At 66.2% G+C, this 22,321-nt stretch carries 21 protein-coding genes; 14 read left to right on the top strand and 7 right to left on the bottom strand.

Annotation, left to right across the window (positions count from 1 at the left end):
• Positions 1 to 272: 272 nt before the first annotated feature.
• Positions 273 to 1,352 carry an MBL fold metallo-hydrolase gene (locus IB236_RS22590; RefSeq protein ID WP_192422297.1) on the bottom strand — a complete coding sequence of 360 codons (1,080 nt, stop codon included), beginning with the start codon at positions 1,350 to 1,352 and terminating at the stop codon, positions 273 to 275.
• Positions 1,353 to 1,477: 125 nt separating this feature from the next.
• Here IB236_RS22590 and IB236_RS22585 point away from each other — a divergent pair, with 125 nt between their 5' ends.
• The 9 genes from IB236_RS22585 to IB236_RS22545 all read left to right on the top strand — a co-directional run bounded on the left by IB236_RS22585 (position 1,478) and on the right by IB236_RS22545 (position 10,506).
• On the top strand, positions 1,478 to 1,873 hold the full coding sequence (locus IB236_RS22585) for a MerR family DNA-binding transcriptional regulator (protein ID WP_056057775.1): 396 nt from the start codon (positions 1,478 to 1,480) through the stop codon (positions 1,871 to 1,873).
• 42 nt (positions 1,874 to 1,915) lie between these two features.
• Positions 1,916 to 2,377 (top strand): PaaI family thioesterase, encoded by a 462-nt coding sequence (locus IB236_RS22580; RefSeq protein WP_056743734.1) that lies wholly within the window; start codon positions 1,916 to 1,918, stop codon positions 2,375 to 2,377.
• Positions 2,378 to 2,418: 41 nt separating this feature from the next.
• Positions 2,419 to 3,609: an isovaleryl-CoA dehydrogenase gene (locus IB236_RS22575; RefSeq protein ID WP_056057780.1), complete on the top strand. Its 1,191-nt coding sequence runs from the start codon at positions 2,419 to 2,421 to the stop codon at positions 3,607 to 3,609.
• Between the two features lie 43 nt (positions 3,610 to 3,652).
• Positions 3,653 to 4,312, top strand: a complete 660-nt coding sequence (can, locus tag IB236_RS22570; protein ID WP_056057784.1) for a carbonate dehydratase — start codon at positions 3,653 to 3,655, stop codon at positions 4,310 to 4,312.
• Positions 4,313 to 4,379: 67 nt separating this feature from the next.
• Positions 4,380 to 6,185, top strand: a complete 1,806-nt coding sequence (gene aceK, locus IB236_RS22565) for a bifunctional isocitrate dehydrogenase kinase/phosphatase (RefSeq protein WP_192422296.1) — start codon at positions 4,380 to 4,382, stop codon at positions 6,183 to 6,185.
• A 66-nt stretch (positions 6,186 to 6,251) separates the two neighbouring features.
• The gene (locus IB236_RS22560; protein WP_192422295.1) at positions 6,252 to 7,439 is read left to right on the top strand and encodes an acetyl-CoA C-acyltransferase; all 1,188 of its coding nucleotides are present in this window, start codon (positions 6,252 to 6,254) and stop codon (positions 7,437 to 7,439) included.
• Positions 7,440 to 7,488: 49 nt separating this feature from the next.
• A complete protein-coding gene (locus IB236_RS22555; protein WP_192422294.1) occupies positions 7,489 to 8,568 on the top strand; it encodes a DUF695 domain-containing protein in 1,080 nt (359 codons plus the stop codon).
• A gap of 84 nt (positions 8,569 to 8,652) precedes the next feature.
• Positions 8,653 to 9,321, top strand: coding sequence for an SDR family oxidoreductase (locus IB236_RS22550; protein ID WP_056743746.1), 669 nt, complete (start codon positions 8,653 to 8,655; stop codon positions 9,319 to 9,321).
• A 54-nt stretch (positions 9,322 to 9,375) separates the two neighbouring features.
• Positions 9,376 to 10,506: an acyl-CoA dehydrogenase family protein gene (locus tag IB236_RS22545; RefSeq protein ID WP_192422293.1), complete on the top strand. Its 1,131-nt coding sequence runs from the start codon at positions 9,376 to 9,378 to the stop codon at positions 10,504 to 10,506.
• Between the two features lie 62 nt (positions 10,507 to 10,568).
• Here IB236_RS22545 and IB236_RS22540 read toward each other — a convergent pair whose 3' ends face one another.
• The 3 genes from IB236_RS22540 to IB236_RS22530 all read right to left on the bottom strand — a co-directional run bounded on the left by IB236_RS22540 (position 10,569) and on the right by IB236_RS22530 (position 15,197).
• Positions 10,569 to 11,762, bottom strand: a complete 1,194-nt coding sequence (locus tag IB236_RS22540) for a hypothetical protein (protein ID WP_192422292.1) — start codon at positions 11,760 to 11,762, stop codon at positions 10,569 to 10,571.
• Between the two features lie 229 nt (positions 11,763 to 11,991).
• Positions 11,992 to 14,547, bottom strand: a complete 2,556-nt coding sequence (locus IB236_RS22535; protein ID WP_192422291.1) for an ATP-binding protein — start codon at positions 14,545 to 14,547, stop codon at positions 11,992 to 11,994.
• Positions 14,547 to 15,197, bottom strand: coding sequence for a response regulator transcription factor (locus IB236_RS22530; protein ID WP_192422290.1), 651 nt, complete (start codon positions 15,195 to 15,197; stop codon positions 14,547 to 14,549). Before IB236_RS22530 ends, IB236_RS22535 begins: the two co-directional genes overlap by 1 nt.
• 180 nt (positions 15,198 to 15,377) lie before the next feature.
• Here IB236_RS22530 and IB236_RS22525 point away from each other — a divergent pair, with 180 nt between their 5' ends.
• On the top strand, positions 15,378 to 16,472 hold the full coding sequence (locus IB236_RS22525; RefSeq protein ID WP_192422289.1) for a hypothetical protein: 1,095 nt from the start codon (positions 15,378 to 15,380) through the stop codon (positions 16,470 to 16,472).
• A 157-nt stretch (positions 16,473 to 16,629) separates the two neighbouring features.
• Here IB236_RS22525 and IB236_RS22520 read toward each other — a convergent pair whose 3' ends face one another.
• The 3 genes from IB236_RS22520 to IB236_RS22510 all read right to left on the bottom strand — a co-directional run bounded on the left by IB236_RS22520 (position 16,630) and on the right by IB236_RS22510 (position 18,828).
• Positions 16,630 to 17,766: a peptidoglycan-binding domain-containing protein gene (locus IB236_RS22520; protein WP_225581321.1), complete on the bottom strand. Its 1,137-nt coding sequence runs from the start codon at positions 17,764 to 17,766 to the stop codon at positions 16,630 to 16,632.
• 149 nt (positions 17,767 to 17,915) lie between these two features.
• Complete coding sequence (locus IB236_RS22515; protein ID WP_056057809.1) at positions 17,916 to 18,284, bottom strand: DUF2237 family protein; 369 nt, start codon at positions 18,282 to 18,284, stop codon at positions 17,916 to 17,918.
• Positions 18,285 to 18,348: 64 nt separating this feature from the next.
• Positions 18,349 to 18,828, bottom strand: a complete 480-nt coding sequence (locus IB236_RS22510) for a DUF421 domain-containing protein (protein WP_056057813.1) — start codon at positions 18,826 to 18,828, stop codon at positions 18,349 to 18,351.
• 174 nt (positions 18,829 to 19,002) lie between these two features.
• Between IB236_RS22510 and IB236_RS22505 the strand changes: the two genes are divergently transcribed.
• The 4 genes from IB236_RS22505 to IB236_RS22490 are packed head-to-tail and all read left to right on the top strand — an operon-like array spanning position 19,003 to position 22,314.
• Positions 19,003 to 19,701 (top strand): DUF4197 domain-containing protein, encoded by a 699-nt coding sequence (locus IB236_RS22505; protein ID WP_192422288.1) that lies wholly within the window; start codon positions 19,003 to 19,005, stop codon positions 19,699 to 19,701.
• Positions 19,702 to 19,712: 11 nt separating this feature from the next.
• Positions 19,713 to 20,162, top strand: coding sequence for a YchJ family protein (locus IB236_RS22500; protein ID WP_192422287.1), 450 nt, complete (start codon positions 19,713 to 19,715; stop codon positions 20,160 to 20,162).
• A gap of 50 nt (positions 20,163 to 20,212) precedes the next feature.
• Complete coding sequence (locus IB236_RS22495) at positions 20,213 to 20,866, top strand: HAD family phosphatase (RefSeq protein ID WP_192422286.1); 654 nt, start codon at positions 20,213 to 20,215, stop codon at positions 20,864 to 20,866.
• A gap of 23 nt (positions 20,867 to 20,889) precedes the next feature.
• The gene (locus tag IB236_RS22490) at positions 20,890 to 22,314 is read left to right on the top strand and encodes a patatin-like phospholipase family protein (protein ID WP_225581320.1); all 1,425 of its coding nucleotides are present in this window, start codon (positions 20,890 to 20,892) and stop codon (positions 22,312 to 22,314) included.
• Positions 22,315 to 22,321: the final 7 nt, after the last annotated feature.

Genomic DNA, 22,321 nt, shown 5'->3' with positions numbered 1-22,321 from the left:
ATCCCGAACAGGACAGTGAAACGACTTTGCGCCGATGATAGTGCGGGTTCCCGTGTGAAAGTAGGTCATCGTCAGGCTCTTACAGCCCAGAAAACCCCAGTCAGATATGACTGGGGTTTTTTGCTTTCCAGGCACACAAAAGTACCTGTACCACCCTGGCTCCTGCATCGACTCACACGCCTTACCGGCATTGATTACCATCTATCAGCGCGGCTGAGTGTGCTATTTGATTGCTGCTCAATAAGCGCTGGTCGGCCACGCATTGGGTGCGGTTATCCACCGTTCGGTGCGCGAAATCTCTGAACCCCGGCTGGGTCGAGAAAGCGCTCCAGCTTCCCATTCATCCACAGATGATGAAGATGTGCCAGCGCCTCACCCATAGCAAAAGTCATCTGGTGAGTGTCCAACTGGCGTTGAAACAGAATTGGCAAAGTATCCGCAGCGCTTAGTGCGCGGCTGTGCGCGGCTTGCAAAATCTCAGTGAGCCGCTCGCGGTGATGGTTTTGTAGTTGCGCAACGCGCGTGCCCAGGCCTGTAAACGGCTTGCCATGCGATGGAAGCACCAAGGTGTCTTGTGGTAGATCCAGATACCGCAAGAGCGAAGTCAAGAACAGCTGTAGCGGGTTGGCCTCTGGCTCGCTGGCGTGGACACTGACATTGGTGGAGATGCGCGGCAACACCATGTCTCCGCTGATCAAGGTGGTCAGCTCAGCGCAAAACAATGCCATGTGCTCGGGCGCGTGGCCGTAGCCGCTGATGCAGCGCCAAGCGCGGCCCCCGATGTTCAACGTGTCTCCATCCATGATTCGTCGAAAACGGGGTGGGAGAGCAGGGACCAGGGTCGGAAAATACGATGCGCGTCCTCGCACATGGTCTAAAAAAGACGGTTCTCGTGCACCGTGCAGCGCATAAAAATCGGCCCCTGCTTCCCCGCCAAACCCCTGCGGGTCATAGACGGCGACACGCGCTACGTTGTAGTCCGTGGCACTGATCCACAAGCGCACATCCCAACGCTCGCACAGCCAATGTGCCAGCCCGATGTGGTCTGGGTGCATGTGGGTCACGATGACGCGAAGAATGGGCAGGCCCTCCAGGCAGTCCGCAAATATCTGCTCCCACTGCGCGCGGCTCGCAGCGCTGTCGATGCAGCAATCCACCACGGTCCACCCGTCCACCAGCACACCGCCAGCATCCGGCTGGCGATCGCGCAGCAGCCACAGATTGATGTGATCCAGGGCAAAGGGCAGGCCCATACGGATCCAGTGCACTCCGGGCGCCACCTCCAAGGTGGTGCCCTCAACGGGCAGCGCGTCGCCGAGCGGGTAGTGGATCTGGTGTTCAAGTGGATTCATGGAGGCGGTGTGATGGGTTAGCATTGACGTTAACGTAAACGTCATACATTCGATGCATTGTAGGGAGCTGCCGCCACCCGGCTGTCTCCTGTGCGAAACCGATACTGCTGTGTGCAGCACCCACCATGGCCAATACCTACACCATCAGCGACCTTGCCAAAGAGTTCGATCTCACCACCCGGGCGATCCGTTTTTATGAAGACATGGGCTTGCTGCAGCCTGAACGCACCGGCGCCGCCGGCCGCAACCGGGTGTACAGCGCACGCGACCGCACGCGGCTGCGCCTGACGTTGCGGGCCAAGCGCCTGGGACTGTCTCTCACGGAAGCCAAGGAGATCATCGACCTCTATGACAGCCCCCGCGATACCGGCGTGCAGCTCCGCAAGTTTCTGGACGTGCTGGTGGTCCATCGCAAGCAACTCGAAGAGCAAATGGCCGATCTGCAGGCCAACCTGGAAGAGGTGCGCGAGCACGAAGAAGAGGCGCGCACGCTACTGGCCAAGGTAGAAAAGCAAAATTGATCCATAATTGACGTTTACGTAAACGTAAATCAGGAGACTGCAGTGTCCACGCCCCCCTTTGAGCCGCGTTGCATTGACTTTGCTGACCGCGTGCGCGACAGCTTTGCGCGGCAAGGGGCCATGCAGACGCTTGGCGCGTCGCTGGGATTGGTGGCGCCAGGTGCTGTAGACATTGAACTCCCCTGGGCAGCCGCCCTGACCCAGCAGCATGGTTTTCTCCATGCGGGCATGGTGTCCACCGCGCTGGATTCGGCCTGCGGATATGCCGGTTTCACCCTCATGGCGGCCGATGCCGCCGTGCTCACCATCGAATTCAAGATCAACTTGCTGGCCCCTGCCAAAGGCGAGCGATTCCGCATGGAAGGACGGGTGCTGAAGCCCGGCCGCACCATCACCGTCTGCGAAGGCCGAGCCTTCGCTATCGACGGCAACCAAGAAAAGCTGGTCGCCACCATGGGGTGCACTCTCATGGCGGTCACCGGACGCGACAGCATCCAGGGCTGAGCCCTGCCCATTTCCCTACCTTCTACGAGGAGACAAACCCCATGAGCATTCCCGCCAACCTTCCCGGCCTCAACTTCCAGCTGGGCGAAGATATCGATGCCCTGCGCGATGCTGTGCGCGACTTCGCGCAGGCAGAGATCGCTCCCCGAGCGGCCGAGATTGACCGCAACGACCAATTCCCCATGGATCTGTGGCGGAAGATGGGTGATCTGGGCGTACTCGGCATCACAGTGCCAGAGCAATATGGCGGCGCCGCCATGGGCTACCTCGCCCACATGGTGGCGATGGAAGAAATCTCCCGCGCCAGTGCCTCGGTGGGCTTGTCCTATGGCGCCCACAGCAACCTGTGTGTGAACCAGATCAACCGCAACGGCAACGAGGCACAAAAGGCCAAGTACCTGCCCAAGCTCATTAGCGGCGAGCACGTGGGCGCGCTGGCCATGAGTGAGCCCGGCGCGGGCTCCGACGTGATCAGCATGAAGCTCAAGGCCGAGGACAAGGGCGGCTACTACCTGCTCAACGGAAGCAAGATGTGGATCACCAACGGCCCCGATGCGGACACCCTGGTGGTGTATGCCAAGACCGAGCCTGAAATGGGCGCACGCGGTGTCACGGCCTTCCTGATCGAGAAGGGCATGAAGGGCTTCTCGATTGCGCAAAAGCTCGACAAGCTGGGCATGCGCGGCAGCCACACGGGCGAGCTGGTGTTCCAGGACGTCGAGGTGCCTGCACAAAACGTGCTCGGCGGCGTGAACAACGGTGCCAAGGTATTGATGAGTGGCCTGGACTACGAACGCGCGGTGCTGACCGGCGGCCCGCTGGGCATCATGCAGTCCGTGATGGACAACGTGATCCCTTACATTCACGACCGCAAGCAGTTCGGCCAGAGCATTGGCGAGTTTCAGCTCATCCAGGGGAAGGTGGCCGACATGTACACCGTGCTGCAGGCGGGTCGCTCGTTTGCCTACACTGTGGCCAAGAACCTCGACATGCTGGGCACCGACCACGTGCGCCAGGTCCGCAAGGACTGCGCCAGCGTGATTCTGTGGTGCGCCGAAAAGGCCACCTGGATGGCCGGCGAAGGCGTGCAGATCTATGGTGGCAATGGCTATATCAACGAGTACCCGCTGGGCCGCCTCTGGCGCGATGCCAAGCTGTACGAGATTGGTGCCGGCACCAGCGAGATCCGCCGCATGCTGATTGGCCGCGAGCTGTTTGCCGAGACCTGCTGACCTGCGACAACTGATCGACCAACCCTCACACACCAAGGACCCCATGCCTTCCTCCATCGACGACCTGTTTGTTCACAACCGCGCCTGGGCGGCCCAGATGGAGCGCGAGCGGCCCGGCTTTTTCACCAGCCTGCTGGCGCAGCAGAAGCCCAAGTACATGTGGATCGGCTGCTCCGACAGCCGGGTGCCCGCCAACCAGATCACCGGGCTGGAGCCTGGTGAGGTCTTCGTTCACCGCAATGTGGCGAACGTGGTGGTGCCGACCGATCTCAACTGCCTGTCTACCATCCAGTACGCGGTGGACCAGCTGCGCATCGAGCACCTGATGGTGGTGGGCCACTACGGTTGCGGCGGTGTGCTGGCCGCGCTGGAGGGCACGCGCGTGGGCTTGGCCGACAACTGGATTCGCCATGTGCAGGACGTGCGTGACCGCCACCGCGACCTGATCGCCGCCACCGCGCCTGAGTGGCGCCACGACGTGCTGTGCGAGCTCAACGCCATCGAGCAGGTGGTGAACATTGCACAGACCACCGTGATGCTGGACGCTTGGGGCCGGGGCCAGAAGGTTACGCTGCATGGCTGGTGCTATGGCCTCAAGGACGGGCTGATCAACAACCTGCACATGTCGGTGGACAGCACGGAAGGCCTCGAATCGCTGTACAAGGCGGCAATTGCCGGGGTGGCCGCAACCCGGCGGCAGTAGGCCTGCCGTCGCCCTGTGTCTGCCGAGCGACGGTTGCGCTGACGAAGAAGCCAATAGGCCCGCCACCATGTTCCCGCAACGCCTTGATGCGCCCCAGGCCTACGGCATTGCCAAGGCCATGATGGACGGCTTCAACCGGCATTACCGGTTGTTCCGCACCGAGTCCGCGCGCGCCAAACACCGTTTTGAAACCGCTGACTGGCACGGCCAGCAGCGGGCGCAGCGCGAGCGCATCGAGTTCTACGACCTGCGGGTGAAGGAATGCGTGCGCCGCCTGGAAAAAGAGTTCGAGGCCGGCGCGCAGCCGATGGATGTGTGGCACCAGGTCAAGCTGCACTACATCGGGCTGCTGGTGAACCACCACCAGCCCGAGCTGGCCGAAACCTTCTTCAACTCGGTCACCACCAAGATCCTGCACCGCACGCATTTCCACAACGACTTCATCTTTGTGCGGCCTGCGGTCAGCACCGAATACATCGAGAACGACGAGCCTGCCGCGCGGCCCACCTACCGCGCCTACTACCCCACGCGCGACACGCTGGGCGACACCTTCCAGGCCATCGTCGAGAACTTCCAGCTGCAGCGCGAATTTGCCGACCTGCCACGTGACACCGCTTGTGTGGTGGGCGCCATGCGCAGCCGGCTCGACAAGGTGAGGTTGCGCACCAACTTCCAGATCCAGGTGCTCACCAGCCTGTTCTTTCGCAACAAGGGCGCGTATGTGGTGGGCAAGATCATCAACGGCTTCAACGAGGTGCCGTTTGCGCTGCCCATCCTGCACGACGACAGCGGCAAGCTGACCATCGACGCCGCGCTGTTCGGCGAAGACGACATGCAGATGCTGTTCAGCTTTGCCCGCGCCTACTTCATGGTGGACATGGAGATCCCCAGCGCCTACGTGCAGTTTTTGCGCAGCCTCATGCCGCGCAAGCCGCGGGCCGAGATCTACAACGCCCTGGGCCTGGCCAAGCAAGGCAAGACACTGTTCTACCGCGACTTCCTGTACCACCTCAAGCATTCCAGCGACCAGTTCCGCATCGCGCCGGGCATCAAGGGCATGGTGATGCTGGTGTTCGACCTGCCGAGCTTCCCGTTCGTGTTCAAGCTCATCAAGGACTACTTTCCGCACCAGAAGGAAACAACGCGCGAACAGATCAAGGCCAAGTACCTGCTGGTCAAGCAGCACGACCGCGTGGGCCGCATGGCCGACACGCTGGAGTACAGCGAGGTTGCCTTCCCCCGCGACCGCTTTGACGATGCCCTGATTGCCGAGATCGAGAAGTTCGCCCCCAGCCAGCTCGAAATCAGTGATCGAGATGGCGATGGCCAGACCGAAGTGATCATCAAGCACCTCTATATCGAGCGGCGCATGATCCCGCTCAACATCTACCTGCAAGAGGCCTTTGACACCGGCCTGTCCGACCCGCGTGCGCGCCAGCAGATGGAGCACAGCGTCATCGAATATGGCAACGCCATCAAGGACCTCGTGGCCGCCAACATCTTCCCCGGCGACATGCTCTGGAAGAACTTTGGCGTCACGCGCAACGGCAAGGTTGTGTTCTACGACTACGACGAGATCGAATACCTCACCGACTGCAACTTCCGCCGCGTGCCCACGCCGCGCAACGAGGAAGAAGAGATGAGCGGCGAGGTCTGGTACAGCGTGGGCCCGCGCGATGTGTTCCCCGAAACCTTTGGCCCCTTCCTGCTGGGCAACGACGCGGTGCGCGAGGTGTTCATGCAGCACCACGCCGACCTGCTCGACGCCGCGTTCTGGCAGTCGCACAAGGAGCGCATCCAGGCGGGTCATATGTTTGATGTTTTCCCCTACGACACGGAGCGGCGCTTTGCGCAAGGCGCTGCGGCCCGCTGAGCGCCCGCCAAAACCCCGTTTTTCGCCCCCACTTTTCCTCTGACCCTTACCCAGGAGACCTTCACCATGTCCATCCAAGACCCCATCGTCATCGTTGGCGCTGCACGCACCCCCATGGGCTCGTTGCAGGGCGACTTCTCCAGCCTGGCCGCGCACGACCTGGGTGGCGCCGCCATCAAGGCCGCCATCGAGCGTGCCGGTGTCTCGCCCGACGCCGTGGGCGAAGTGCTGTTTGGCAACTGCCTGATGGCCGGCCAGGGCCAGGCACCCGCGCGCCAAGCGGCGTTCAAAGGCGGCCTGCCCAAGGGCGCGGGCGCCGTCACGCTCAGCAAGATGTGCGGCTCCGGCATGAAGGCCGCGATGATGGCGCACGACATGCTGCTGGCCGGCACGCACGACGTCATGGTGGCGGGTGGCATGGAAAGCATGACCAACGCCCCCTACCTGCTGCAAAAGGGCCGCGGCGGCTACCGCCTGGGCCATGACCGCATCTTCGACCACATGATGCTCGACGGCCTGGAGGACGCGTATGAAGCGGGCCGCAGCATGGGCACCTTTGGCGAAGACTGCGCGGCCAAGTACAGCTTTACGCGTGAGCAGCAGGACGCGTTTGCCACCGCCAGCGTGCAGCGCGCCAAGGCGGCCACCGAGTCCGGTGCGTTCGTGGCCGAGATCGTGCCCGTCACCGTCAAGACCCGTGCGGGCGAGACCGTGGTGTCGGTGGACGAAGGCCCGGGCAAGGTCAAGCTCGAGAAGATCGCCACCTTGAAGCCCGCGTTCAAGAAGGACGGCACCATCACCGCTGCGTCCAGCTCCAGCATCAACGACGGCGCGGCCGCGCTGGTGATGATGCGCGAGTCCACAGCCAAGAAGCTGGGTGCCAAGCCCCTGGCCCGCATCGTGAGCCACGCCACGCACGCACAAGAGCCCGAGTGGTTTGCCACCGCCCCCCTGGGCGCCACACAAAAGGCACTCGCCAAGGCCGGCTGGCAAGTGGGCGACGTGCAGCTGTGGGAGATCAACGAAGCCTTCGCCGTGGTGCCCATGGCGTTGATGAAGGAATTGGACCTGCCCCACGACAAGGTCAACGTGAACGGCGGCGCCTGCGCGCTGGGCCACCCCATTGGCGCTAGCGGCGCGCGCATCATGGTCACGCTGATCCATGCCCTCAAGGCGCGCGGCCTGACCAAGGGCCTGGCCACGCTGTGCATCGGCGGTGGCGAGGCCACGGCCGTGGCGCTGGAACTCGTCTGAGGCCGCTGGCTGGAGATGGGATGATCCCCGACTTTGTACAAGGACCGCGATGACCACTCCCTCTCCCGCCATCGGCGCCTTCTGGCGCGCGTTTTCGGATGCCCAGGCATCGCTCCAGGCCCAGCCGCTGCGCGAGCGCGTGGGGGCGGCCAATGCGCTGATCGATCAGCACCTGGAAGGCCTGGCGCTGGAGATGTCCGGCGACGATGCCGATGCCGTGGTGGACCTCATCGTCACGGCCCACGGCAGCATCGAGCGGTTTCCGTTGCTGGCGCAGGTGGTGGCGGCCGCACCCGCGCTGCCGCACTACCGAGTGCGCGCGTTTCGCGAGCGCACCACGCAGCCGGACTTTCCCATCGGCATGGAAGGCTTTGAGCTGGCCACGTCCGAAGTGCTGGTGGCGCTGGAGCAGGACGGCGGGCAGGCGGCGCTGGAGATCCGCTTTCGCCGCGAGATCCCCAGCGACTACCAGGACCATGCGCGCAACATGGCATTCATCATGCTCGACCATGTGCTGGGCGAGTACGACTTTGCCGTGAAGGTGGGCGCGGTGGACTTTGTGGGCGAGCCCGGCGACACCCATACACCTTGGGTGTCGCTGAGCCAGCTGCCCCCGGTGTTCGACCGCTACTGGACCGACACCCTGGGCCACACCGGCCACTTTCCCACGGGCGATGCCGAGTGGGACGGGCTGGAACTGCAGTTTGATTGCCCCATCGACGAGGACGGCAACGAACTGCCCGCTGACGACATCGACAGTGAAGACGCGCCCGAGACCGGCGTGGTCATGGTCAACACCAGTGCCAACGCTGTGGCCATGCGGGCCGACCTGGCCTATGCCCTCACCGTGGACCTGGCGGTGCCCGACAGCGACACACTGACCGCCGTGCAAGACCTGCACGAGCAAGCCGCCACGCTGCTCCAAGTGCCGCAGCTGGGCATTCTGGTGCTGACGCTGATGCGCGCGGGCCGCCGGCAGGCGTTGTACTACGTGAGCGACGAACAGCTGGCCAAGCAGACGCTGGCGCCCCTGCTGCTGCGCGACGAGGCGGCATCGCTGGAGCTGAAGGTGGCGTACGACCCCGCGTGGTCGGGCTATTTCGAGTACGCCGGCTACCTGTCTGCCTGAGTGGGTGTCGCTGTTTTGTTTACTCCTGAATTGATAGCTGTTGACGCATGATTCACTAGCGCTTGCGGCATATTGGGCTTGAAAATGAACTCCATACTCGTGATGGGCGCGTCCCGGGGCATCGGCCTGGAGCTGGTGCGCCAGTACACCGATGCCGGGCGCCGCGTGATCGCCACCGTGCGCGACGACGCTGGCCGCGAGCGCGTGCTGGCGCTGGGCGCCGAGGCGCTCACCGTGGATGTGGCCAACCCCGCCAGCGTGAGCGGCCTGGCCTGGCAGCTTGACGGCGAAAAGCTGGACCTGGCGCTGTATGTGGCCGGTGTCATCCGCCGCCCCAACGCGCTCACCCCACCCACGCAGCAAGACTTTGATGCCGTCATGCACACCAACGTGCTGGGCGCCATGCAGGCCATTCCGCAGGTGGCGCCCCTGGTGGTGGAGGCGGGCGGCGTGTTTGCGTTTCTGTCCTCGTCCATGTCGCAGATCGGCAGCGTGCCGAACAGCGGCTCGTGGCTGTACCGCACCAGCAAGGCCGCGCTCAACATGGCCGTGGCCGCCGCGCAGCACGACTACCCCGGCGCGACGCTGGTCACCATCGACCCCGGCTGGGTGCAAACCGACATGGGCGGCGGCGGTGCGCCGCTGACGGTGGAAGACAGTGTGCGCGGCCTGCGCAGCACGCTGGCCAGCGTGACCGCTGCCGACAAGGGCCGCCTGCTGCACTACGACGGCCGCCGCGCTGCCCACTGGTAGTGCGCAAGCTACTAAGCCCCCGAATTTTTGAACAACGACTCTGGAGACACTCCCATGCTGCTGACCCAAGACCAGGAAATGATCCGCGACGCGGTGCGCGACTTTGCGCAAACCGAGCTGTGGCCGAATGCCGCACGCTGGGACAAGGAACACCACTTCCCCAAGGAGGCCCACCAGGGCCTGGCCGCGCTGGGCGCGTATGGCATCTGCGTGCCAGAAGAGTTTGGCGGCGCCCACCTCGACTACCTCACGCTCGCGCTGGTGCTCGAAGAGATCGCCGCCGGTGATGGCGGCACCAGCACCGCCATCAGCGTGACCAATTGCCCGGTCAATGCCATCCTCATGCGCTACGGCAACGCGCAGCAAAAGCGCGACTGGCTCACGCCGCTGGCGCGTGGCGAAATGCTGGGCGCGTTTTGCCTGACCGAGCCACATGTGGGCTCCGACGCCTCCGCCCTGCGCACCACGGCGGTGAAGCAGGGCGATGAATACGTGATCAACGGGGTCAAGCAGTTCATCACCAGCGGCAAGAACGGTCATGTGGCCATCGTCATCGCCGTCACCGACAAGGGCGCGGGCAAGAAGGGCATGAGCGCCTTCCTCGTGCCCACCAGCAACCCTGGCTACGTGGTGGCGCGGCTGGAAGACAAGCTGGGCCAGCACAGCAGCGACACGGCGCAGATCAACTTCGACAACTGCCGCGTCCCCGCCGAGAACCTGATCGGTGCCGAGGGCGAGGGCTACAAGATCGCCCTGGGCGCGCTCGAAGGCGGCCGCATCGGCATCGCCGCCCAAAGCGTGGGCATGGCGCGCAGCGCGTTCGACGCGGCGCTGGCGTATTCCAAAGAGCGCGAAAGCTTCGGCACCGCCATCTTCAACCACCAGGCCGTCGGCTTTCGTCTGGCCGACTGCGCCACGCAGATCGAGGCCGCGCGCCAGCTCATCTGGCACGCCGCCGCGCTGCGCGATGCCGGAAAGCCCTGCCTGAAGGAAGCCGCCATGGCCAAGCTGTTTGCCAGCGAGATGGCAGAACGCGTGTGCAGCGCCGCCATCCAGACGCTGGGCGGCTACGGCGTGGTGAACGACTTCCCGGTGGAGCGCATCTACCGCGACGTGCGCGTGTGCCAGATCTACGAAGGCACGAGCGACGTGCAGAAGATCATCATCCAGCGCGCGCTGGCCTGAGCCTGCGAGTCAGGTTTCTCGGCCCGCCTTTTGCCAGCCTTCGGGCGCAGCTCAAAAAAAGCTCAGCCCCTGAGGCGCAACTCGCGCTCCAGCAGCGCCAGCCGCTCGGGCTCGGCGTGGTGCCGGGCCACCGGCTGCACGCTGGCGAACACGGTGCGCCCCATTTCGGCACGCCCGCTCCAGGCCAGGGCCAGTGCGTAGTCGCAGGTGCATACGGCCAGTGAGGGCCAGGCGCCCGGGGCCTTGCGCACCAGCCCCAGAAACTGCTCACACGCCTTGCCCAGGTGGCCGGCGGCCTCGCCCGCCCGGGCCGGGTCGCGCAGCGCGATCATGCCCCGCACCCAGTCAATGAACGCTTGCCCGTGGGGTGGCAGCAGGGCGGGCTGCAGCGTGTCCAGCAGGCGCTGCGCTTCGTCGGTGTGGCCCGCGCGGGCCTCCCCCAGGGCCAGGTCCATCTGCAATGTGGGTTCTCCTGGCCGTTCGGCCATCAGTTCGCGCAGGCGGGCCGTGAAGCCTGCATGGTCGCCCGTGGCCAGGGGCAGGGTGTAGATGCGTGCCAGAAATTCGCCCTCATCTGCCGGGCGCATGGGGTGGATGCGCAGGCGCAGGAGGGCGGCGTCCACCCCTTCGGCGCGCGCCTCGAACCAGGCCATGCGCACGGCGGCATCCCAGGCGGGCTGTCGCAAAAAGGCGTGCCGTTCGGCGGCGCGTGCCAGCCGCTGCGCCAGGACGTCCAGGCGGGGCAGGTCGCCCGTGGCGTGCGCGTGCAGCATCTGCTGGTACATGCGCTGAAACTGGTGCATGTAGGCAAACACGGCCAGGGGCGCCAGCGTGGCCGCCACCAGAATGGCCTGCACCCACGGGCTCCACTGGCGCCATACGGCCAGTGCCACCAGGGCCGCGCCCACCAGCAGCCAGGTGCGGTTGTTGCGCAGCAGCTGGCGCAGCGTGGTCCACAGGCCGGGGTTCTGCTGCGCTTCGATCTGGTCGCGCGCCAGCTGGCGCAGCGCCTTTACGTCCAAGGGGCCCAGCACGTCGTCAGCCATCTCGGTCAATGCACGGGCATACAGACCCGAGGTGTGCAGCTGCACCTGGGTCAGCGGCGGTTGCTGCAGCGCTGCGATGGCCTGCATGGCTTCTTCAGCTGTCTGGGCATGCACAAACCCCTCGGTGGGGCGGCCTTGGGCGTCTTGCGCCTGGTACAGCCAGCGGGGCTGGCCGGGCGGTGGGGGCGGGGTGGTCCCGGTGGCGGTCATGGTGTGGCTCCCTCCTGGTGTGATTTGCCAGCGTGTGGATGTCGCCGGTCGTTGGCTGCGGATGGTAGGGGGCTGCGTGATCGCTGCGTGCAGCGGGCAGACGGGCGGTGCACCGCTGGCAGACGACCGGTGCCGTGATACCTGCCTTTGCCTGAGCAGGCCGCAGGCAACAACCGCACGTTCTGCGGCGGCTGGGGCTTCGAAAGACCCCGGTAGGTGTACTACCGCGCTATTGGAAAGGCACCGCGCTCTGGTCTTGCCGCCTGTTGCTGGGGGCCAGCCACTGCGCCAGCACAGCGTGCAGCTCTGCAGGGTTCACGGGCTTGCGCAGCACCAGGTAGCCCTCGTCTTCGGCGTCCCGCAAGGCGGGGGCGTCGAACTCGCCGCTGACCATCGCACCCCGGGCGGCAGGGCAGCGGGCCAGCAGCGTGCGCAGGATGTCAAAGCCGCTCTCGCCCGAGCGCAGTCGCTGGTCGCAGAAGATGGCATCTGGCACCAGGCCTTCGTCCAGTCGGCCATGGGCTTCGGCCCCGGTGGTGGCATAGGCTACCGTCACGCCCCAGGCTTCGAGCATGGCGCGCCAGGCCTTGAGCACCTGGGGGTCATCGTCCAGCACCAGGCACTGGCCCTGCAGCGGACGGTCCACGATGGACTGGCGGTGTGCCGCCGCAGGGGCGGTGGTCGCGCCTGCATCGGGTGCCACATGGGCTGGCAGCCGCAGCCAGAAGCGCGACCCCTGTCCCGCCAGCGAACGTACGCCGTACGCCGCCCCTAACTGCTCGGCGCACCGCGCCACCACAGCCAAGCCCAGGCCGTGCCCCGCTTCGTCCATCTGGTCGGCCCGCGCTCCCCGGTAGTAGGGGCTGAACACCCGGGCCTGATCGGCGGGGGCAATGCCAATGCCCGTGTCCCGCACCTCCACCAGCCAGTCACCGCCGCGTGCGTGTGCGCTCACCAGCACCTTGCCCTGCGGTGTGTAGCGGATGGCGTTCTGCACTAGGTTCGCCAGCGCCTGGCGCAGCAGCACCGGCTCGGCCCACACAGTGGCGCCACGGCGCGGCAGCCGCAGCCGCAGGGTCAGGCCGCCGAGGCTGGCCTGCTCGCGGAAGAGGCGCACAACGTCCGCCAGCAGGGCGCCAAGGTCCACGGCGGCTTTGCGGCCCAGCGGCTGCCCCGACTCCAGGCGCGACAGGTCCAGCAGCGCATTGAACAGCTGGCTCATGGCCTGCATGCTGGTGCGCAGGTCGGCCACCAGCGGGCGCAGGACCGGGTCGGTATTGCGCAGGTTGATCGCCTCCACCATCAAGGACATGGCGTGCACGGGTTGGCGCAGGTCGTGGCTGGCGGTGGCGAGGAACAGGTTTTTTTCGGTCAGGGCGCCTTCCGCCTGGCGCCGGGCTGCGGCCAGGGCCTCATTGGCAGTGCGCGTACGGCGGTACAGCCAGAAGCTGGCGCCCGCTGCAAGCAGTGCCAGTGCCACCGCAGCCGCCAGTCCGATCTGCTGCATGCGGCGCACGCGCAACTCGGCATCCTGCACCCGGTTGGCCTGCGCCAGCTGCTCGATCTGGCGCTGCCGTTCAGCGCTGTCAAAGCGCTCCTGCAAGGTCGTTACGGCCTGGTCGCGCTCGGCATGGAACAGCTCCTTGGCCAGCGCCTGCTGCTTGCGGGTGGTGGCCATGGCCTCGCGGTACAGGCCGGCTTGCTCGTACATGCGCGACAGCTCGCCCAGCAACTGCTCTTCCATGGGCAGGGAGCCCGCTTCATGCACAAACCGGATGCCTGCCTCCACCTCGTGCACACCAGCCGCAATGCGGCCCTGGCCCATAAGTGCAAAGCCCAGATTGGCCTGCGCCATTGCGGCCCCGTTCAGCTCGTGTGCATCGCGGTACGCGGCCAGGGCCTCGCGCATCACGGGCTCGGCCGCGGCATACGCCTTGCGCTGCAGCAGGACGTCGCCCAGGTTGTTCAGCGCCGTGGCCTGGAGCCCGGTGAGCCCTCCAGCGCGGGCGATCTGCAGGGACTGCCGGTAGGCGGCCACGGCGGTGTCGAGGTTGCCCTGCACGTTTTCCACATTCCCACGGTGCAGGTGCAGCCAGCCCAGCGCCTGCCGGGCGTCCAGCTGTTCGGCCAGGGGCAGCGTCTCGCGGATGGTTTGCAACGCCCGGTCCGGGTTCTTCATGTCGAAGTGCAGCAGCTCCAGGTGGGTGCGCGACCGCAGCTCAGACGTGGCCGCCTGGCGTGGCAGCGTGCGCGAGAGTTCCAGGCTGCGCAGCAGGTGGGTCATCGCTGTTTCGAACTGGCCGTTGCCGCTGTGCAGGGCGCCCAGCGTCAGGTGGTAGAGCCAGCGCACCCAGGGGTCGGGTGCGCGCTCGGCGGCGGCCGCTTCGCGCGCCAGTGCGTCCAGTCCGGCGCGTGTTTTTCCCGCCACGGCCAGTTGCCGGGCCTCGAAGCAGACAGCCAGCACCTGCGACGACGGATCTTTCTGCGCAGCGGCGAGCGCCTTCAGCTGCGCAATGCCCTCGGTCACCACCGTTGTCTGCCCGGTCTCGAAGGCCGCGTCTGTCAGCGCCGCCAAGTAAGTGCGCCGGGTCGCGGCATCGGCCGCGTTGGCAAAACGTGCCGCGGCGGCCTGCAGCGCCTGCACGGCTTCGGCGCTGTTGCGTTGCGACAGGTTTTGCAGCCGGTCCAGCTCGGCCAGGTCCGGGTTCAGTGCCTGCGCCCTTGCGGGCAATGCCGTCTGCAGGCACAGGGCCACGACCAGCACCACAACCCGGACGAGGCGCATCAGGGCAGCTCCAGCCGCCGCCCGCGCAGCAGGGTGATGGCCTCGACCCGTGTGCGCACCCGCAGCCGCTCCAGGATACCCGTCACGTGCTCCTTCACGGTGCTCTCTGCAATATCCAGCTGCGATGCGATACGCTTGTTGGGCAGTCCCTGCAGCACCAGCGCAAGGATCTGGCCCTGCCGCGCAGACAGGCCCAGCTCGGCCGGTGTCACCGGCAGGTCGCGGCTGCGCAGCGGCTGGCTGCCCGGATGGCCCGGCTCAAACCAGACCAGCCCGCTCAGCAAGGCCTCCACCGCCAGCCCGAAGGTTTCAGGCGCTGCTTGCTTGTGGATGAAGCCCTGCGCGCCTGCCTGCCGGGCCTGGTCCATCACGGCGGGGTCATCGTCGCCACTGATCACCGCGATGGGCATTCCGGGGCAGTGGCTGCGCACCTGGGCGATCAGGCCCACGGCAGCGCCTTCTGCCAGCCAGAAGTCGATGAGCGCGATGGCCGGTGTGCCCCGCGTGTCCACCCAGCGCAGAAGGTCGTTTGCCCCTGCGGCCACCACCACGTCCATCTGCGGCAGTCGGGCGCGCAGGAATTCGGCCATGCCGTGTGCCACCAACGGATGGTCGTCAAGGATGATCGCGTAGTGAGAGGTGGAGGACATGCGGTGGTGGAGGGGGCGCAACCCGGCGGGATGCCGGTGCCAGAAGGTATGCCTGCGGGCAAATTCTGCCAAGTGTTCAGCAGGATGGGCGGCGCGCAAACCCTACCAGCGTAGGGTTTCGCCCGGGATGGGGTGCTGCGCAGAATCCGCGCTCCATTCACCATCACGAGGTTTCTGTTCATGACACGACAAGCCAGCGCAACGGGTGCCGGGCGCACCTGGCACTCTGCACGACCTATCTTCCGCTGGGCCCCCCTGGGCTTGGCTGCCGCCTTGCTGGTGGGCTGCGGCGGTGGTGATGACGACAACGGCACGCCTCCGCCCAGCGCTGGCGCATTCAGTATCGGCGGCGCGGTCAGCGGCCTTGGGGCTGGCAAAACGGTGACGCTGCAGAACGCCGGCAAGGACGACCTGACCGTGAATGCCAATGGCAACTTCGTGTTCGTCACGCGTCTGGACAACGGCATTGCCTATGCCGTCACCGTGAAGACCCAGCCCAGCGGGCAGCGCTGCACGGTGACGGAAGGCACCGGCACAGCCACTGCCAACGTGAGCAACGTGCAGGTGCGCTGCGAAAACCTGGCGGCTGCCACCTACACGGTGGGTGGCTCGGTCAGCGGCCTGGCGGGTGGCGCTGTGGTGCTGCAGAACAACGGGCGCGACGATCTGTCGGTGTCCAGCAACGGCGGCTTCACGTTCGGCACGGCGTTGGCGGGTGGCACGGCGTTGGCGGGTGGCACGGCCTACGCCATCACGGTGCGCACGCAGCCTTCGGGCCAGAGCTGCACGGTGCGCAACGGAACGGGCACGGTAGGATCGGCCAATGTGAGTTCGGTGGACGTGAGCTGCGCGACGGCGGCGCTGGGGCTGCCGGAGGGCGACTGGAAGCAGGAGCTGTGCGTGGTGGTGCGGCCAGGAACCTGGGGACGCTCGCTGTGGCGCATCACCCGCCAGAGCGACACCCGCGTGGTGGGGCAGATTGGCGTGGTGACCTATGCCGACGCCAACTGTTCCGGCACGGGCACCGTTGCCGGTCCGCTGACCGATGTGGGCAATGTGGCGTTCGACCGCAACGGCAGCACGGCCACGCTGACCGCTTTCTGGGGGCTGTGGACCCAGCCGTCGGGCCTGACATCGCGCGCCGTCTGGGCACGCAAGGGGCCCCGCCTGTGCATCTTTGGCGATCAGATACCCACCGCGTTCCCGACGGCGGCCAGCGTGGAGAGCTACGTGGACACCGTCTTGCCCGCCAAGACCTGCTACACGCAAAACTGAGTGCTGGGGGCTGTACAGCCCCCCGACCAACCCAAAGCCCCCGCAGCGAAGTTGCTGCGGGGGCTTTTCTTTGATCGGATGTGATCCGGTTTGTGTTGGAGCGCGCCCATTGCTGCAGGGCCACCCGCCCCGGTGTCCCCGGGGCATCCCTCAGGCTTCAGCGGGCGAGTTCAGCCGCCGTCGCCGCATCCAGCCGCCCGGATGGGGGCAGCCCCTTGTCCTTCTGAAAGGCGCGCAGCGCTGCCGTAGTCTTGCCGCCCATGGCGCCATCGGGTGTGCCCGCGTTGTAGCCCAGCTCATTCAGGCGGGCCTGCGCATCGCGCAGCGAAAGTCCTGCGGTGGCTCCATTGCTTTGCGAGGCAGCACGCGCGGCCGATGTCTGCGAGGGCGGTGCGGCGCCGTCCACACTCAGTCGCCCGCCACCCCCCAGGCCCTGGCCCTTCACCGTCTGGGCGCGGTAGTTGCGCAGCGACTGCACCATCTGGTTGAACGCATCCATGAAGGCGGCCGCAATCACCTTGCCTTCGGCCGTGTTGGAGTAGCCGCCCATGCGCGCGCCGCCCGATCCGCCCAGCAGTTGCCCCATGGCGCGAAAGTCGGTCTTGGCGGCACTGCCTTCTGACGCCGCCACCTGCACACCGGATCGGTTGTCGATGAGCGTGAGCAGCGCGCTGGCCTCCTTGGTGTTCATGTTGCCGCCGATGGCTGCCAGCAGGCCCCCCGCACGGCCACCGACCAGGCCGCCCAGCGATGCGGAGGCACCGCCTGCGTTGTTGTTCTGGAACACGATTTCGGGCGACAGGCCATAGTCCGAGGCCACCATCTGCCCCTGGCCAAACTGGCTGCCCTGCCGCATTTCGCCCGACTGCATCAGCGCGCGCTCGCGCGTCATCGCGTTCATGCCGGCGGCGCCGCGCTCCACCACCACAAAGCAGTTGGACTGCTGCACCAGCAGACGCAGCAGGTTGGCCGTGGGCGGCAGGCGGTATTGGTCACGCAGGATGGTGTACCAGCCAGCCTGCTGGTTTTCGATCAGCGAGACGGTGCCCAGCGGGCTTTCGCAACGCTCCAGCGAGTCGCTGGCGCCGGTAGAGGCTCCGCCCGCAGCGCTGCCGGTGGCCACGGTCTTGGCATCGGCGCTGCCCATGCGCATGTTGGTGGTCTCGCAGCCGCTCAGTAGTGCAGCAGCGGCCACGGCAGCGCTGACTGCGCACAGGCGCAGCGGGGTGGTTGAACGGGGCGGGGTGGCAGCGGCACGCGCGCGCCGCAGCGGGGCAGAAAGGGTGATGGTCATGGTGACAGATGTGGCCGCATGTGCAGCGAAAGGGAGGAACACAAAGTCCTGATCTTTCGCCGTGCAGCCAATCACCGGCAACCCGACAGAGGTAGGGGGCAAGGGGCGGCACACCCGGCCCGGGCTGCGCCCCGCGCTTGTCAGAACGGTCAGCTGCTGGACAGCGCCGCGCTCTGCAACTGCGCCAGCGTCACAAACTCCAGCGCGCGGGCATGGGTGCATTCCAGGATCACCGGCGGTGCCACACCCGCCTCGTAGGCTTCTTTCCAGCGCAGGGCGCACAGGCACCAGCGGTTGTTGGCCTTGAGTCCTGCAAACCGGTATTCGGGCCGGGGGGTGATGAGGTCATTGCCCCGCGACAGCGAGAAGTCCAGAAACGCCTGTGTCATGCGTGCGCAGATCACGTGGGTGCCGTGGTCGTGCTCGTCGGTGTTGCAGCAGCCATCGCGGTAGTAGCCGGTCAGTGGGTCGTAGGAGCAGGGCATCAGCATGGTGCCCAGAACGTTCAGTGCAGTCATATCGGGTCGCGTGTGTTGTGAGGGCCTATGGGGGCGCAGATTGTTGGAGTGGGCGCGGGGCGGCTCAGCCCTCTTCGCCACGGCGGCGCAGCACCACGGTGATCTGCCCGTTGGTCTCGATGGTGGCGCGTTCCACTTCGTGCGCGTGCAGGCAGCCACCGGCGCGCAGTGCGGCCTCCACGTCGTCGCGGGTCAGCAGCTCCTTGCGCATCAGCGCCTGGTTCAGCTCGCCCTGGTGGATCAGCACCTGGGCTTTGCCGTCCACCCAGCGCCCGATGCGCGGGAAGTGGAACGCCAGCCGCGCCAGCGCCACATGCAGCAGCATCAGCGTGCTGGCAGAGATCAGCCCGCCCACGAGCGAGTTGTCGCCCGCGTTCATCGAGTTCTGCACCGCGTTCGACAGGATCAGCAGCAGGATCAGGTCAAACGGCTCGTACTGCCCTGTCTGCCGCTTGCCCGACAGGCGCATGAACACCAGCAAGAACAGATACACCACCACGCCGCGCAGCACAAACTCCCACCACGGCACACTCATTTGCCACATTGCAAGGTTCCTTGTTGGATGCTTGGGTGGGGCCAGTCTACGGCCTGCGGCTTGCCCCTCATTCGCTGAGCGAAAATCCCGGGCAATCCCCCGCACGGCTCCGGCACAGTGCGCCCTCATTGCAGTGGCGGCCGAGCGGGCCTCCTCTGCTGCCCCCATCGAAAGTACCGCCCCATGCAACGCCGCCAATTCCACCAAACCAGCCTCATGGGGGCGCTGCTGTGCGCCACTGCGCAGCACGCCTGGGCGCTGTCGCTGGGCGACCTCACCAATGCCGACGCCTCCAGCGGCCTCAAGGCCGCGCTGACCCAGGGCGCGCAGGCGGCGGTGTCGCTGCTCGGCCGCAACGACGGGTTTCTGGGCAACCCCAAGGTACGCATAGGCCTGCCGGGCTACCTGGACGACGCCGCCAAGGTGATGAAGTCGCTGGGCCAGGGCAAGCGCATTGATGAGCTGGTCGTGTCCATCAACCGCGCCGCCGAAGCGGCCGTGCCCATGGGCAAGGACCTGCTGGTGGGCGCGGTGCAGAACATGACGGTGACCGATGCCAGGAACATCCTCACCGGCGGCGACAACTCGGTGACCGCCTTTTTTGCCGAGAAGACGCGCACGCCACTGGGCCAGCGCTTTCTGCCCGTGGTGAACCAGGCCACCGAGAAAGTCGGCCTCACGCAGAAATACAACGCGTTCGCGGGCAAGGCCGCGAGTTTTGGCCTGCTGAAGGCCGAAGACGCCAACCTGGCGCAGTACGTCACCGGCAAGACGCTGGACGGCCTGTACTACATGATCGGAGAGGAAGAGCGCAAGATCCGCCAGGACCCGGCCGCCGCCGGCAGCGCCATCGCCCGCAAGGTGTTTGGTGCCTTGCGCTGAGAGACGTCACGATGCCTTTGCCACAGCCTAACGACCCCTGCCCCTGCGGGCGCCTGGCGCCTACTGGCCCGGGTGGCAGCAAGGGCAAAAGCACAGCCCCCTTGCCATTCGCCAGCTGTTGCGGCCGTTACCTGGCGGCACCTGGGCTGGATGCCATGGCCGCCCCCGATGCCGAAAGCCTCATGCGGTCGCGCTACACCGCCTTTGCGTGCGAGCGGGCCGACTACCTGCAGGCCACCTGGCACGCCAGCACCCGCCCGGCCACGCTCGACTTTGATGCGGGGGCCAAATGGCTCGGGCTGGACGTGCGCCGATACGTCGCCACCGATGCCGACCACGCCGTGGTCGAGTTTGTGGCCCGCTACCGTGTCGCGGGGCGCGCCGTGCGCCTGCACGAGACCAGCCGTTTTGTGCGCGAGGGTGGGCGCTGGTTCTATGTCGATGGAGACCTCCATGGCTGAAATTCAAGCCAAAACCACCTCAAGCGCTAGTGCAATATGCCTTGATAGCTATGAAATTTGAAGCAATCCTGTTTGACTGCGACGGCGTGCTGGTGGACAGCGAGCCCATCACCAACGGCGTGCTGCGCGACATGCTGGCCGAGGCCGGGTGGGTGATGACGCCGGAAGAGTGCATGCGCCTGTTCATCGGCAAGATGGTGCGCAGCGAGGCCGCGCGCATTGAGCACCACACGGGCCGTCCTCTGACCGACGAATGGATGTCGGCCTTCTACGCGCGCCGCAACGCCGCGCTGGAGGCGCAGCTCAGCGCCATCGAGCACATCCATGGCGCTGTCGAGCGTGTACACGCCCACCACGGCGGGCGCATTGCCTGTGCCTCGGGGGCCGACCGTTTCAAGGTCGAGATGCAGCTGGCCAAGGTGGGCCTGGCGCCTTACTTTGAAGGCCGCATTTTCAGCGGCCACGAAATGCCCGCCACCAAGCCCGCACCCGATGTGTACCTTGCCGCCGCTGCAGCGCTGCAGGCCGTGCCCACGCGCTGCGCGGTGGTCGAAGACACGGTGACCGGCGTCACCGCCGGTGTGGCTGCCGGGGCCACCGTGTTTGCCTACGCCCCGCTGGACGATGGGGCCGCGCTGCGGGCGGCAGGGGCGCAGCACGTGTTTCGCAGCATGGCCGAGCTGCCCGGCTTGCTCGGCTGCTGACACGGGTCCACAAAAAAAGGGACATGGCGATGAACACCTTTGCGCGGGCCATGAAGCACACGGTACTGGCCGCCGCCCTGGCGCTGCTGGCGGGCTGTTCGTCGGTCAAACCCTGGATCAACGAACCCCTGCCTGCGGGCGATCAGAACATCCCTGTGCGCAAGTCCGAGCGCGACCCGACCATCCTCGTGGCCGTCACGCTGTCAGGTGGCGGGGCGCGGGCCGCCGCGTTTGGCTACGGCGTGCTGACCGAGCTGCAGCAGACGCGGTTTGTGTGGAACGGCCACCCCACCACCTTGCTGGACGCCACCGACGTGGTTTGCGGTGTGTCGGGCGGCAGCATTGTGGCGGCCTACTTTGCGGCGCATGGCATCGAGGGGCTGCCACGCTTTGAACAGGACTTTCTGCGCCAGAACTTCCAGAACAGCCTCATCACCCAGGCGCTGCGCCCGGGCAATCTGATCGACCTGACCTCCCCCTGGCTGGGCCGCACGCACCTGCTGGCACGGCGGCTGGACGAGCTGTATGGCGGCCTCACCTTTGGCGACGTGGAGCGGCGCCCGCGCCACCCGCAGCTGTTCATTACCGCCACCGACATGTCGCTGGGCACCGGCTTTGAGTTCACCTGGGAGCAGTTTTCGCTGATCTGCTCAGACCTGCGCAAGGTGCCGCTGTCGTTCGCCGTGGCGGCCTCGTCGGCGGTGCCGCTGCTGCTGAGCCCGATGACGCTCAAGAACTACGCCGACCAGTGCTCCGATCGTCCCTCCCCATCGGTCGCCGCGGCGGCGGCGGGCGACTACCGCGTGCGGCTCAATCGCGCCCATGAGCTGAGCTATGTGGATGCGCAGCGCAAGCCCTACATCCATCTGGTCGATGGCGGCTTGGCCGACAACCTGGGGGTGCAGCGCCTGCTGGACCGTGCCCTGGCCAATGGCGGCCTGCGCCAGACCTTCAGCGAGGTCGGCATACCGCCTGCCACCATCCGCAAGCTGGTGCTGATCACGGTGAACGCCGAGCGCGATCCCTCGGTCAACATCGACATGAGCGACAAGGTGCCCAACATGGCGCAGGTGGTGGACGCCCTGCTGTTCGGCACCGGCGCCCGCGCCACGCGCGAGACGCAAGAGTTCTTGCGCGACATCACACGCCAATGGCAGCGCTCGCTGGCGTCAGGCCCCACCGGCGCCAACGACGTGTTCGCGCCCGACGCAGAGATCCACGTCATCCCCGTCAACCTGCGCGACGCCCCCGACGACATCGCACGCCGCCGCTTGCTGCAGGTGCCCACGGCGTTCTCGATCACGTCGGAAGAAGTCACCGACCTCATCGAGGCGGGCGGCAGCGTGCTGCGCCACTCGCCCGAGTTCCGGGCGCTGGTGCAATCGCTGCTCAGCCCCGATCCCCATGCGCCACATGCACCGCCAGCGGGGCTGCAGGCCAAGGACTGAGGGCGCG

The organism is Acidovorax sp. ACV02 (assembly GCF_014851475.1).
GTDB classification, from domain to species: domain Bacteria; phylum Pseudomonadota; class Gammaproteobacteria; order Burkholderiales; family Burkholderiaceae_C; genus Acidovorax; species Acidovorax delafieldii.
This window is presented reverse-complemented; position numbering and strand designations above follow the sequence as displayed.

What these genes read in the sequence shown, in the direction of transcription:
- aceK (WP_192422296.1), top strand. Translation starts at nt 4,380, where the DNA reads ATGTTCCCGCAACGCCTTGATGCGCCCCAGGCCTACGGCATTGCCAAG.
- IB236_RS22590 (WP_192422297.1), bottom strand. Translation starts at nt 1,352, where the DNA reads ATGAATCCACTTGAACACCAGATCCACTACCCGCTCGGCGACGCGCTG.
- IB236_RS22505 (WP_192422288.1), top strand. Translation starts at nt 19,003, where the DNA reads ATGCAACGCCGCCAATTCCACCAAACCAGCCTCATGGGGGCGCTGCTG.
- IB236_RS22535 (WP_192422291.1), bottom strand. Translation starts at nt 14,547, where the DNA reads ATGCGCCTCGTCCGGGTTGTGGTGCTGGTCGTGGCCCTGTGCCTGCAG.
- IB236_RS22555 (WP_192422294.1), top strand. Translation starts at nt 7,489, where the DNA reads ATGACCACTCCCTCTCCCGCCATCGGCGCCTTCTGGCGCGCGTTTTCG.
- IB236_RS22520 (WP_225581321.1), bottom strand. Translation starts at nt 17,766, where the DNA reads ATGACCATCACCCTTTCTGCCCCGCTGCGGCGCGCGCGTGCCGCTGCC.
- IB236_RS22525 (WP_192422289.1), top strand. Translation starts at nt 15,378, where the DNA reads ATGACACGACAAGCCAGCGCAACGGGTGCCGGGCGCACCTGGCACTCT.
- IB236_RS22545 (WP_192422293.1), top strand. Translation starts at nt 9,376, where the DNA reads ATGCTGCTGACCCAAGACCAGGAAATGATCCGCGACGCGGTGCGCGAC.
- IB236_RS22540 (WP_192422292.1), bottom strand. Translation starts at nt 11,762, where the DNA reads ATGACCGCCACCGGGACCACCCCGCCCCCACCGCCCGGCCAGCCCCGC.
- IB236_RS22585 (WP_056057775.1), top strand. Translation starts at nt 1,478, where the DNA reads ATGGCCAATACCTACACCATCAGCGACCTTGCCAAAGAGTTCGATCTC.
- IB236_RS22515 (WP_056057809.1), bottom strand. Translation starts at nt 18,284, where the DNA reads ATGACTGCACTGAACGTTCTGGGCACCATGCTGATGCCCTGCTCCTAC.
- IB236_RS22575 (WP_056057780.1), top strand. Translation starts at nt 2,419, where the DNA reads ATGAGCATTCCCGCCAACCTTCCCGGCCTCAACTTCCAGCTGGGCGAA.
- IB236_RS22495 (WP_192422286.1), top strand. Translation starts at nt 20,213, where the DNA reads ATGAAATTTGAAGCAATCCTGTTTGACTGCGACGGCGTGCTGGTGGAC.
- IB236_RS22490 (WP_225581320.1), top strand. Translation starts at nt 20,890, where the DNA reads ATGGCGATGAACACCTTTGCGCGGGCCATGAAGCACACGGTACTGGCC.
- IB236_RS22500 (WP_192422287.1), top strand. Translation starts at nt 19,713, where the DNA reads ATGCCTTTGCCACAGCCTAACGACCCCTGCCCCTGCGGGCGCCTGGCG.
- IB236_RS22550 (WP_056743746.1), top strand. Translation starts at nt 8,653, where the DNA reads ATGAACTCCATACTCGTGATGGGCGCGTCCCGGGGCATCGGCCTGGAG.
- IB236_RS22560 (WP_192422295.1), top strand. Translation starts at nt 6,252, where the DNA reads ATGTCCATCCAAGACCCCATCGTCATCGTTGGCGCTGCACGCACCCCC.
- IB236_RS22510 (WP_056057813.1), bottom strand. Translation starts at nt 18,828, where the DNA reads ATGTGGCAAATGAGTGTGCCGTGGTGGGAGTTTGTGCTGCGCGGCGTG.
- IB236_RS22530 (WP_192422290.1), bottom strand. Translation starts at nt 15,197, where the DNA reads ATGTCCTCCACCTCTCACTACGCGATCATCCTTGACGACCATCCGTTG.
- can (WP_056057784.1), top strand. Translation starts at nt 3,653, where the DNA reads ATGCCTTCCTCCATCGACGACCTGTTTGTTCACAACCGCGCCTGGGCG.